The sequence below is a fragment of the Endomicrobium proavitum genome (assembly GCF_001027545.1).
GTDB lineage: Bacteria > Elusimicrobiota > Endomicrobiia > Endomicrobiales > Endomicrobiaceae > Endomicrobium > Endomicrobium proavitum.
Genome location: NZ_CP009498.1, coordinates 1,250,419 through 1,263,141 on the forward strand (window position 1 = coordinate 1,250,419; position 12,723 = coordinate 1,263,141).

At 40.0% G+C, this 12,723-nt stretch carries 5 protein-coding genes and 1 tRNA gene; all 6 read right to left on the bottom strand.

The annotated features are described in order from the left end of the window. Positions 1-11 precede the first annotated feature (11 nt). The 6 genes from Epro_RS05385 to Epro_RS05405 all read right to left on the bottom strand — a co-directional run bounded on the left by Epro_RS05385 (position 12) and on the right by Epro_RS05405 (position 12,708). On the bottom strand, positions 12-434 hold the full coding sequence (locus Epro_RS05385; RefSeq protein WP_052570971.1) for a hypothetical protein: 423 nt from the start codon (positions 432-434) through the stop codon (positions 12-14). Positions 435-469: 35 nt separating this feature from the next. Beyond that, positions 470-1,012, bottom strand: a complete 543-nt coding sequence (locus tag Epro_RS05390) for a hypothetical protein (protein ID WP_052570973.1) — start codon at positions 1,010-1,012, stop codon at positions 470-472. A gap of 261 nt (positions 1,013-1,273) precedes the next feature. Further along, positions 1,274-1,750, bottom strand: a complete 477-nt coding sequence (locus tag Epro_RS05395) for a hypothetical protein (RefSeq protein ID WP_052570975.1) — start codon at positions 1,748-1,750, stop codon at positions 1,274-1,276. A 20-nt stretch (positions 1,751-1,770) separates the two neighbouring features. Next, entirely contained in the window at positions 1,771-8,232 is a 6,462-nt protein-coding gene (locus tag Epro_RS06990; protein WP_144412054.1) for a hemagglutinin repeat-containing protein, read from the bottom strand. Between the two features lie 51 nt (positions 8,233-8,283). After that, positions 8,284-8,357: transfer RNA gene (locus Epro_RS05400), tRNA-Glu, on the bottom strand. 103 nt (positions 8,358-8,460) lie between these two features. After that, positions 8,461-12,708, bottom strand: coding sequence for an acyl-CoA dehydratase activase-related protein (locus Epro_RS05405; RefSeq protein ID WP_052570977.1), 4,248 nt, complete (start codon positions 12,706-12,708; stop codon positions 8,461-8,463). Positions 12,709-12,723 lie beyond the last annotated feature (15 nt).

Consider the following 12,723-nt stretch of genomic DNA (forward strand, 5'->3'; position numbering starts at 1 on the left):
CATTTTATCTCTTATTTCAATGGTGAAATATCAATAATTTCTACACCAACTTTATCATACGTCATAAATTCAATCCCGCCTCCCTTGCCTCCATATGCAGGTTCAGCAAAAGTTCCATTTTTTATAAGTTTTGGTTCGTTAGAAATAGTAAACTTCATCCTAACTTCCGGCGTAAACTCAAGCGCTAATTTACTTTTTGCACTTTCAGCGCTTGAAAACAAGTTTGTTGTATAATATGTTTTTCCTTCTCTTAATCCCCTTAACATTCCTGTTTCAGTAACAGCTTGAGCTTCAGATACTGTCATATATCTGTAATATGTTGGGCTTGTTAAAACTTCTTTAATACTTCCTTTTGCTACATTCTTCACTGCCGTTTTCCCTGCAACGCTTCCAAGTCCGTCTATTAATACTTTCTTGAGCTCATCAGGCGTCAAGTTTGTTAACCCATTTATTTCTTTTTGGGCTTCATCTAAAACAATGCCTGTTTTTTATCTATTCCGGCATATAGTTTTGCTGCTTCAAATACATCCAAATCATTATTTTCATTTAGAGCTGCTTTTATTGATTGTACAACTATATTGTTTTTTGTTAGATTTTCTCCTATTTGCTCTATGTTGTTATCTAAATCTTTAAAATCTTTGATTATTGACGCTCGCCCTTCGCTTGTTGCCATTCTTAAATCTATGCTTAGCTCTGCTTTCAGTTGGTTTGTTATTACGTCTTTCGTTATTTCTTGCCCTGCGCTTAAATCCCTGTTTATTGCTTGCATTGCTTCGCTTTGCGATAGCCCTTCCTCGGCTCCTTCTGTTTTTATTGCTCCTTTCCCTATTGTCGCTCTGTTTATTTGCTCTTTTTCTTTCCCATCATTTAACAGCGTTATCTTTACGTTTTTTCCGCTTGCATTTTTGCTGTCTATATATTTCCCATCTTCGCTAAACTGTCCTGCCGATACGCTTATTCCTATATCATAACTTCTGCTTTTATCATGGTCTTTTATATCTTCTACCGTCAACGTTTTTGTTTCTAATTCCGTTTTTCCTTCTTCGCTTCCCAGCAGCGCTCCTGTTATTTCTGTGTTGTTTCCTACTTTTATATTTGCTTCTTTTTCCGCAATTATTCCGCTTTGCTCGCTTACCCAGGCTTTATCCGTTACGCTTTCTCCATAGTGTCCGCCTAAGCTGTAGTAGGTGTCTTGCAGGCTTTCTACTGTTAATCGGATATATTTCCGGCAGCTGTATAAAATAAGTAATTGGACTGATACTTAATTTAATTTTTATACATTTTTGGAAGAAGTAATTACGTGCACAGAACGATACCTTATCCCATATTTTAGATCGCCCTCGCTCCGCCCATAAAAGAACTTAAGTTTAGTTAGATCAATATTTTCATCTTCTACAAAAATATTAATTGCAACTTCTACCTTAAACTCTCTCCTTGTTTCTACATCTGCATAAATCCATTCCGGAATTACTGAGGCTATGGAATCTACATAAACCGGACTATTTTTATCTGCATAACTTACATAAAAATTATTATTTGCAATTGACGGACTGAAAAAACAGTAATATAACACCCCCCTAACTATAAACAATTTTTTTTCATTTACATATGTTTGTTCTATACCGTTGAAATCAATCCTTGCTTTTACAACGCTATTTTCAAAAGTAGAACTTCCAATAATAGTTTTTTCAGAGCAACCAATAAATGTCATAAAGAAACTTAAACAATAAATAGCGATTTTATTTTTCATATTATTTTTGTTTCCATTATTTATTTTGATAGATACATTTGTTGTAGCTGCATAAAATAAGTATTGGGTACCGGAGATATATCCGGCGGCAGTTTTACGCCGCCCGCTTTAAAGATATCTCTTATAGCATCAACACAATTATTTGTAATGACTCTATAACCTCCCGGATCTAATTGGTTTATACGAGCTTGCTGAGCTATTTTTTTATCTTGTTCTATAGTTGTTTCTATATACACCACATTAGGATTATTTCTTAATTCACCTTCAAGATCTCCATATTTATGAATCACATTTATTCCGGCAGGTACCATCCCTGTTATACTTTGAATTAGTTTCCCTGGCGCGGTTTCAACAAAAAAAAGCTCTAACAATGAATAGCTTCCATTTGCCCCTTGATCATAGTTATACCAACTACCATTTCCATCTTGAAAATATCCGGTCATATGACCTTTATTCCCAACTCTATCAGGATAAATTTCAAATGCAACATCAGCGTCAGCATGTCCTGCTCCTAAATTTGAATTCATCATACTATTCACCATATTCACACTGCCAAGCGACAGCGTACTGTTTCCATCGTATGTTGCAAGCCACTCGTCTGTTGTCATTTTGTTTGTGTTTGCATTCCCATAGTTGTTCATATCCATTATTGCGCTTGCCATTGACCCTCTGCTATCGGCATTTCCCTCTTTGGCATGGTGGCTTGCTATGTCGGTTGTTTCATGCGCAATTACTTCCGCTATTGCATTTGGGTTTGTTATATCTACATTCCTAAAATCTATTGTTACCGTCTGCCTTGTTCCGCTTTCATCAACATACGATAATCCCGCTATGTTCCCTTCTACATTTGCTATTTCTAACCCCTGCAGTTTTTCTCCATTTTCATTATATATATTGGCTATATCATTTAATGCTTTTTGTAATTCTTCCGGACTTGCATTTGTAGCCCCGTTTATTATATCCGCAGCTTTTGCAAGCGTTTCTTTTGTCTTTTTATCTAAATTTACATACTGTTTTGCCGCGTCAATTAAATCTAAATCATTTTGATTATCCAATGCTGTTTTTATGGCTTGCACCACTATGTTATTTTTTGTTAGATTTTCTCCTATCTGTGCTAAATTTGTATCCAAATTTGCAAAATCGTTGGCTATGCTTTGGTAGCCGGTTGTTGTTTTTGCTATTGCTTCCCCGTTGGCGTTTGTTTTTATTGAGCCGTCTTCGTTTTGTTCATAGACTGTGTTTCCGTCTTTGTCTTTTACTTCTGTTTTTATGAAGCCTAATAAAGCTCGGTTGTCTATTGTTGCGCTTGCGTCTAATGCGCCGGTTATTATATCTTTGGTTGTTTCTTGGGTGTTGGTTACGTTGCGGTTTAGACCTTGCAGGTCATTTTCTGTTTGTTCCACGCCGCCTATTATTATTGTGCCGTTTCCTATTGTGGCTTTTGTTGTTTGCTCTTTTTCTTCGCCGGTGTTTTTTAATGTTAGCGTTGTGCTTCCGTTGGGGGCTACGTTGGTTTTTCCTTTGTCGCTTTGTGATGTGCCTATGCTTGTTGATAACCCAAAGCCTTTGCTTTCTGTTATGTTTCTGTCTTCTATGTCATTGTGTTCTAACTCTTTGGTTGTTAGCGTTAGGTTGTCGCTTGCGCTTGCTATTACTGCTCCTGTTAGCGTTGTTTTGTTGCCTACGCTTATTGTTACGTTATTTCCGCCGGTTAGACTTGTCTGTTCGGTTACCCATGCGCTGTCGGTGTAGTCGTTGCCTGTGTTGAAGCCTGCTCCTACGCTGTTGTTGCCCGCGTTGCTTTTCTCGCCGCCTAACAAGCTTCCCATGCTTTTGGTTCCTATTCCTACGCTTACGTTGGCGTCCCAGCTGTTTGCTTTGCTGTAATATGTGTCTTGCAGACTTTCTACTGTTAAATTATTTCCTACTGTTACATCTAAATTATTTTTTGCCGTTACGTTGGCTCCGCTTAATGTTGCGTTGTTGCCTACGTTTATTTCTATATTATTTGCTACGCTTTCGCTGTTGTTGTATGTTGTTGCTTTTATTTTACTGCTTGACTCGCCTGCGCCGGCGTGGACTTGCACTGCGTTGTTTCCTACGCTTACCCCTGCGCTTGCATGTTCGCTTTTGTCTTCTTGCGCATACGTGTCTTTGCTTGCTTGTATTATTAAATTATTGCCCACGTTGTAACTTAGCGTTCCGTTTGTTGCATAGGCGTTTGTTCCTTCTTGTATCATGTCGTTTGCGGATTTGAAATTTATATTTCCGTTACTTGCTATGTTTCCTTGCACACCTAATATACTTTCGCTTTTGCTTTGTTGGCTCATTGTGTCGTAATTTGCAAACGCGGAAGCATACATTCCCGTTCCAAAACTGCTGCTTGCCGCCGATGCTGCTCCTGCTATGCTTGCCGCTAACCCTACCGTTGCGTTTGCTAAATTCAAACTTGCCATTGCTACGTTTGCCGTTGCGTCGTCCACCGCTTCTTGGCTGGCTTTGCCTTGCTCTTGCAGCTCTTGTATTCGCTTTAGCTCGCTTGCCGCTTTTTCTACCGCTTGCTCCGCTTCCACTACCGCCGCGGCCGCATAGCCGGCGTCCACGTATGCGTTGCCTATTTTCACCCCTACCGTTACCGTTGTTTCGTCGTGGCGGCTTTCGCTGCTTTGACTGTTTTGCGCCGACGCTAATATTATTTTCCCGTCCGCCGTTACATTTATATCCCCGTTGGCTTCTATTTGGCTTCCTGCGCTTATTACATCTTTTGTTGATTCTATGTTTACTTTCCCCGCTGCTTTTATTTCGTTTACTTGCGCTACTCCTATTTTGCTTGTGCTTTCATCCACGCTTTCTTCGTAGCTTGTTGATGCTTCTATTCCACGCCCGCTTATATCTATTTTTATGTTTGCAGGGTTGATCATATCCAACAGTCCGCCGCTCTTTTTATGATAGCTGTAGCTGTTTTCATAATCCTGCGCTGCCAATAAATTTATTTTTCCTTCTACATTATTCCCCTTTTCATCTTTTGCTCGTTCCAATTCCCCTTGGCTGTTTATTACGTATCCGCTTATTAAATCTACATCTTCCCCAGCTTCGTATTTTCCGGATATGCTCGTTATTGCTTTTGCCGATATTAACCTTATATTTTTACCAGACAATATGCTTGTTGATTTGTTGCTTCCCGTTTCTTTTGCTTTTATATCCGTTTCTGTTCCCGTCAACTTATTTCCGCTTTCTTTTTTATTATACGCGCTTTGCGTTTCTAACGCCGTTAGTATATTTATTGCCCCTTGCTGCGCTACTACATCTATTTCCTTTGCCGCTATTTCGCTGCCTGTTATTGTTATATCTTTTGTTTCCGATTTTATTAACAACGCTCCTGCTATATTTATACTGCTGCCGCGCTCTTTTGTTGTTTCTACATTTTTTTCTTCGCTATCTTTATTCTTAAATGCATTCCCTGCTACTATTCCCCCCACAAGTCCGCCAAACATCGTTCCTGCTAATGCTCCTAACGCATTGAAACTTTCTTTTTCATGGTGATAATAACTTTTCTCGCTTTCTTCAAAGCTTAATATGTTTATGTTGTTTTTGGCTTCTATCCTACTATCGGCTCCTCCTTCTATGTCGCTTCCTATTATGTTTACTTCGTTTCCTGCTTTTATCTTTACGCCTTTTGCTCCGCTTATTTTACTTGCGGCGGCTGTTGTTTTTTCGTTTCTTGTTTCTTCTTTCTCGTAGCTCAGTCCGAACGTGCCGTTTTCTATCTTTATTCTTTCGGCGCTTTCGTAGTTTGCTCCCGCAAGAATATTTACGTCCATTCCTGCTGTTAATTCCATTATTCCGTTCAAACTTTCTAACGTGCTTGACAGTATATTTATGTTATTTCCCGTCAATATTTCCACATTTCCCGCTACGCTTACTACGCTTCCTACGTTCCATTCTTTGTACTCGTGCTCCCTGTGTTCTTCCCTTCTGCCCCACCCTTTGTTTTGTTTCTCTATTACTTCATACTCGCTTCTTCCCATCATGCTTAATATATCCAAACTTCCATTAGGCAAATGCCAATACAGATTTCCTCCTACGCCTATCATGTATCCTTTCAAGCTCATATTCGCTTTCTCGCCTTGGATGTACATGTCACCTCCGCTTCTTAACACCCCTAACAGCGGTCTTGTTACATCTTCGCCGAACTCGTAATGGTACTTTATGTAATATTTGTCCCTCTTTTCTATTCCTTCTAATTTTATATCACCTTCGCTTTCCAGCCTTACTTCCCCTGCTCCGTATATGCTTAGGTATTTTGCGTTTATTTTTCCGCCGCTATATATGCTTAAATTCCCTCCGCTGTATATTTGCCCGCCTTCGTTTATGTGTGTTTTTCCGTATTCTATTATATAGCTCGGTATCCCAAAAAACGCCCATTTCCCTCCGTTGTATCTGCCTCCCGTTTCCTGCTTTGTTGCTGCTCCTTCAAAATTATTTCCCGCTTTTATTTCTACTTCTTTTAACCCGCTTATTTCCCCGTCGTTGTTTGTTATGTTATTTATTGCTTCTATTGCTGTTTTCCCGCCCGCGCTTAATCTTGCGCTGTTATTTATATTATTCGCCGTTATTGTTAAATTATTTTCCGCTTCTATACCGCTCATTATTAGCTTGCCGTCTTCGCCCGCGGTTCTGACTATTGCTCCGCTAAACAGCTCTTGTTCCAAATCACCTTGCAGATTTATTTCTATTTCCCCGCCTACTATTTTCCCCAGCACGTCGCTTGTGTATATATACTTGCTCCATATATCGCCTGTTACTGTTCCATCCTTCATATACTCATCGCCGAAAAATCCGTTTGCCGCCCACTGATTATACGAGCTCCATCTTGATTTTAATAAATACTCAAACTTCCTTGCTCCGTTTATTAAATTATTTCCCGTTATACTTAATTTGTTTTTTCCCTCTATCGTTGCGCTTTCGTTTACTATATTCCCCGCTTCTATTTCTACCTCGTTTGCTCCTATATAACTTCCTTTATCTTTCCCCGCGCTTTTTCCTGCGTATTCTTGCCAATACTCATACTGTATCACATGTCTCTTCCACTGCTCTAATGTTTTGTTTACATACATCGTCCCTATCCCTTCTATCTTATCCAACCCCGCCGTTTTTATCGCCTCATTCTTTATTTCTTCCGCTTTTATCGTTAACTTGTTTTCTGCTTTTATTTCGCTGCCTATATTATTTACTTCTTTTGCTTTTTCTTGCGTTAGTCCTTCTATATTTATATTCCCGCCTTTTATTTCCCCGCTTTTCCATCCTTCGTCGTTTATCTTATTTATTAGCCCTTCTACCCCGTATATCCCGTTGTTTATTTTGTCCGCTTTTATATTAACTTCGCTCCCTTCTATTACTCCGCTTACATTATTTAATTCTTTTACCCCTATTTTTACTTCCCCCTCGCTTCCTATATATCCTGCTGCTAATACGTTTTCTGCTTTGTCCGCTCTTATTTCCACTTGCTCTTTGGCGTATATTTCTCCGCCTTCGTTTTTTACCTCTTTGGCTTCTATCTTTATTTTTTCTTCGCTGTTTACTTTTCCTTTTATTTCTACTTTTCCGTCTGCTTTTATTTCTATATCTTCTACGCTGCTTATTAAGTTGCTGTTTGCAGATGTTTTTACCCCAAACCCTTCTTCCGTTGCCACTATCTTTATTTTATTCCCATACATACTTCCAAATCCGCTTGCTTCTACTGCGTATTTGTTTTCTGCGTTGTCTTGCGCTTCTTCTCTTATTATTTCTTCGCTTTCATTATCGTATTTCCCGTATCCCGCTTTTATTTCTATTTCTTTTGCTTTCAACGCTCCGCTTATTTTTGTGTACCGGCTTACCAGCTTTACTGCGTCCTCATGCTCTAACCCTTCTTCCCCTATTTCTATTCTCCCAGCTTTCCCCAAATTAAAAAAAAGCCCATCGGAATTTTCTTCCGATGAGCCCGTTATCAATTTTATTTGCCCTGTGTTTATAAAATTACTGCCGTTTACTGCTATCCCCCACGGGTTGGCTATTATTATATCCGCTTTTTTTCCTGCTATTTCTATCGCCCCAAAGATTGTGCTTCCTGCGTTTCCGCTTATTACTTCGTTTATTATTACTTCCGCTTCTTGCTGCGTTAAATTTACATTGCCTTCTATTTCTACGTCTTCACCGGCGGCGCCTTGTCCTTTAAATAGTTCCGGCTTTATACTGTTTTTTGAATTGTTCAATATTAAATTGTTTTCATCTACGTTGAACTTATCATACTTATTATGCGATATTCCTTTTTCATTCGGCGCTGCTACATTCACCACCGGCGTTCTTTTTGCTCCCACTTCTTCATACCTTACGTTTGCTCCTGCTCCTGCAGATACTTCTATATTATTTGCGCTGAAGGCATAGTTTATTTGACCTGCTACTATTGCCGTTGTTATTAGCAGGCTTACTAACTTTTTCATTCGTTTCTTTTCCTTTTTATGGTTGTTAATATTATAAAATTTAAAATAAAGCGCCGCCAACGGGATTTGAACCCGTGATCTCCGCCTTGAGAGGGCGATGTCCTAAACCGCTAGACGATGGCGGCAATGCGCAAGTAAAAACAACGATAAGTATTATAACAAATTTTGAGGCGTTATTACTTTGACTGCGAGAACGTTTTAACTTTATTTATGTCATTACAAAATTTTCTATTTATTATTTTGATGGGCTACCGACATCATTAATTTTATTCTGTTTATTTGGTTTACTTCGCTGGCGCCGGGGTCGTAATCAACGGCGGAAATGTTTACGTTATTGTAGCGGCGTTTTAATTCTTTCATAACGCCTTTGCCGGTTATGTGGTTTGGCAAACACCCGAACGGCTGCACGCAGACAATATTATTAATGCCGTCTTCAATAAGCTCTAACATTTCCGCGGTAAGAAGCCAGCCTTCTCCGGTTTGGTTGCAGACGGAAATAATTTCAGACGCTTTATCGGCAAGCTCTTTTGTTGTGTGGTAAGACGCAAAATTTTTACTTTTTTTAAGCTGCTTTCTTATGGAGTAACGCAGTTTTTCAACGTAATGTATTGCAATCCACGATATCGCTCTGTTTTTAAAACTGCCGGCAAGATATTTATGTTTATAAACATCGTCAAGCATGCAATAAAGAAGAAAGTCGGTCATGTCCGGCACCACGACTTGCGCGCCTTCTTTTTCTAAAACCGAAACTAAATTATTGTTTGCGTCAGGATGAAACTTTACAAGAATTTCGCCCACCACGCCAACGCGCGGTTTTTTAATTTTTTTCACCGGTATGGCGTCAAAATCGCGGACGATTTTTTTTACCGTATTTTTAAATTCAAAAAGATAAGTTTTTTTAATTGTTTCAGACAGCCTCATAAGCCACTCTTCGGTAAGCGCGTCCGTCTGACCCGCGTGCAATTCGTAAGGGCGCATGCGGTTTGAAAGACGCATTAACAAATCTCCGTAAAGCAGCACAAGCAGCGCGTCTTTTAAAAGCCCGAACGTTACGCCGAGCGTTTTATTGAGCGTTGAATTTGTTGTAGATAAAGAAATTACGGGAATATTTTTAAAGCCCGCTTTTTCCGCCGCTTTTCTTAAAAAACCAGCGTAGTTTGTAGCTCTGCACCCTCCGCCGGTTTGCGAAATTATCATTGCGGTTTTATTTATATCGTATTTTCCGGATTTTAACGCGTTGATTAATTGCCCCACAACGACTATTGTAGGATAACACGCGTCGTTGTTAACGTATCTTAAACCTTCTTCAATATCCGCTTTTGTTACTTTAGGAAGCACTTCAAGTTTTATTCCACGCGCTCGCATAACGGCACCGGCAAGTCTGAAATGAACGGGCGACATCTGCGGACACAAAATTGTGTAAGAATCTTTCATGTCTCTTGTAAACTCCGAAAACTTTGTGCCTTCAAAAACGTCTTCGCTGAACTTTAAGCCTTTTCTTTCTTTTATAGCGGCAAGCAAAGAACGTATGCGTATTTTTACCGCGCCCAAATTTGAGCCTTCGTCTATTTTTAAAACCGTATAAATTTTGCCGGACTTGGAAAGAATATCTTCAACTTGTTCCGTGGTTATTGCGTCCAACCCGCAGCCGAAAGAGTTAAGCTGGATAAGTTCCAAACTGTCAATTTTTGTGGCTAAATTTGCCGCGCGGTAAAGGCGCGAATGATACATCCACTGATCTACAAAATTTATTTTAGGAAGCGCGCCGGACAAATGCGCCACGGAATCTTCGCTTAAAACAGCCATGCCGTGCGAAGCAATTAAATCCGCAACGCCGTGATTTATAGCAGGGTCTATATGGTAAGGACGCCCCGCCAAAATTACCGCCGGTTTTCCCATTTCTTTAATTTCTTTTATAAGTTTTGCGCCCTGTTTTCTTATATCTTTTTTAAATAAATTCAGCGACGCGCGCGCCCTAAGCACGGCAAGCGCAATTTCTTTTTTTGTAAGTTTATAATCTTTCAACTCTTCGTGAAGCCTGTATATAAGTTTTTTAACGTTATCAAACGGCAAAAACGGCTGCAAAAATTTTATTTGTTTTTCTTCAAGCGCGCCCATGTTTAAACGCACAACTTCCGGATAACTTCCCACAACCGGACAGTTGTAATGATTGTCCGCGTCTTTAAACTCTTTTACCTCAAACGGAATGCACGGATAAAATATTGTTTTAACGCCTTTTTCTATTAAATTTTCAATATGACCGTGCACCATTTTTGCGGGAAAACACACCGTTTGCGACGGAATGCTTTCCAAACCGCTATTAAAAAGTTCATTGGAAGAAGCGTCGGACAAAACCACGCTAAAACCGAGACGGCTGAAAAATTCAAACCAAAACGGATAATTTTCATACATATTTAAAGCGCGCGCAATGCCTATTTCTCCGCGGCGCGCTTTTTCTTTGGGCAGCGGTTTGTAGTAATCAAACAGGCGTTTATATTTGTAGTCAAACATGTTGAATTCAAAACTCTGCACTTTTTTATTTTGCAAAACGTTTTCGCATCTGTTTCCGGAAATAAAAGTTTTGCCGTCGGGGAAAACGGTAATGTTTAACAAACATTTATTGGCGCAGCCTTTGCAGCGCGTGTCTCTTGTTTTACATGAAAATTCTTTTAATTTTTCTTTGCTTATAAGCGAAGACGAGGTTTTTTTATTTTGCAAAGCTATAAGCGCCGCGCCGAACGCGCCCATAAGCCCCGCAATGTCGGGGCGCGTAACTTTTGTTTCAAGCAAAATTTCTGCGGCGCGCAAAACGCCGTTGTTAAAAAACGTTCCGCCCTGCACTACAATATTTTCGCCAAGCTCTTTGGGATTGGAAATTTTTATAACTTTATAAAGCGCGTTTTTTATTACGGAATAATCAAGCCCCGCGGAAATATCGGCGGCGCTTGAACCTTCTTTTTGCGCCTGCTTAATTTTAGAATTCATAAACACGGTGCAGCGAGAACCTAAATCTACGGGCTTTTTTGCGCGCAATGCGAGTTTTGCAAAATCTTCAACGCCGTAACCTAACGACTGCGCAAAATTTTGTATAAACGAACCGCACCCCGAAGAGCACGCTTCGTTTAAAATTATTTTATCTATAAGCCCTTTTTTAACGTAAATGCATTTCATATCCTGCCCGCCGATATCTAAAATAAAAGATACGTGCGGGTTAAAATGTCTTGCGGCTTTATAGTGGGCTATTGTTTCCACTTCTCCTTCGTCAAAACCAAGCGCGGCTTTTATTAACGCTTCGCCGTAACCGGTAACGCACGCGCCCGCAATTTCCGCATGCGCCGGAAGCTTTTTATAAACGTCTTTTAAAACGTCAACTACAGACTGCAGAGGGTTGCCGTTATTTGGTCCGTAATATGAATACGCTATTTTTTTATCTTTGGTAATAAGCGCGGCTTTTGTGGTTGTTGAGCCGGCGTCAACGCCTAAAAATAAATTTCCTTCAACGTTTTTTAATTCCGTTTTTGTTGCGGCGGTTTTTGCGTGGCGAAGCTCAAAATCGGCAAACTCTTTTTCGTCCGCAAAAAGAGGCGCTAAATTTTCGCCGTCATTATTTAAATTTTCCGACTTTAAATTTTCAAACTGAACGCGCAAAGCGGACAACTCCGTTTTAATTCCTTTGCCCAAAAGCGCCGCGCCGAACGAAACAAAAAAGTGCGCATTTTGAGGAAACAAAATATTTTCGGGTTTTAGTTTTAAAGATTTAATGAAAAGTTCGCGAAGTTCCGACAAGAAAAAAAGAGGACCGCCAAGAAAACACACGTTTCCTTTTATGGTTCGCCCTCTGGCAAGGCCGCCTATTGTTTGATTAACAACCGCCTGCAGAACGCTTGCGGCTATATCTTCTTTTGCCGCGCCTTCGTTAAGCAGCGGCATAATATCCGTTTTTGCAAAAACGCCGCAACGGGCGGCTATGGGGTAAATTGTTTTATGTTTTTTGGCAAGTTCGTTAACGCCGGCGGAGTCTGTAGTTAAAACTTGCGCCATTTGGTCTATAAACGCTCCCGTTCCGCCGGCGCAGGTTTCGTTCATGCGCTGGTCTATGGAAGAGTCGTCGAAAAAAGTTATCTTTGCGTCTTCGCCGCCAAGCTCTATGGCAACGTCGGCTTTGGGCAAAAAAGTTTTTATGGCTTTTGTGCAGGCGATAACTTCCTGCTCAAAACCTATTCCTGTTTTTTGCGACAAAGTTATAGCGCCCGAGCCCGTGGCGCAAACGGTCATGGAAGTATTTTTTAATTCCTGCGGCGCTTCGTCTATCAAACTTATTATTGTGTTTAAAAGGTCAAGCTGATGTCTTTTGTAATTGCAATAGACGGGTTCGTTTTTTGCATTTAATATTGAAAGCTTTACCGTTGTAGAACCTATGTCCAAACCGGCTTTAAAGACTTCGTCTTTTTTATAATCTATAACTTTATTTACCATAATACCTATTATACC

Bases quoted from the DNA above. Each gene is read 5' to 3' on its own strand.
- Epro_RS05395 (WP_052570975.1), bottom strand. From the start codon at position 1,750: ATGAAAAATAAAATCGCTATTTATTGTTTAAGTTTCTTTATGACATTT.
- Epro_RS06990 (WP_144412054.1), bottom strand. From the start codon at position 8,232: ATGAAAAAGTTAGTAAGCCTGCTAATAACAACGGCAATAGTAGCAGGT.
- Epro_RS05405 (WP_052570977.1), bottom strand. From the start codon at position 12,708: ATGGTAAATAAAGTTATAGATTATAAAAAAGACGAAGTCTTTAAAGCC.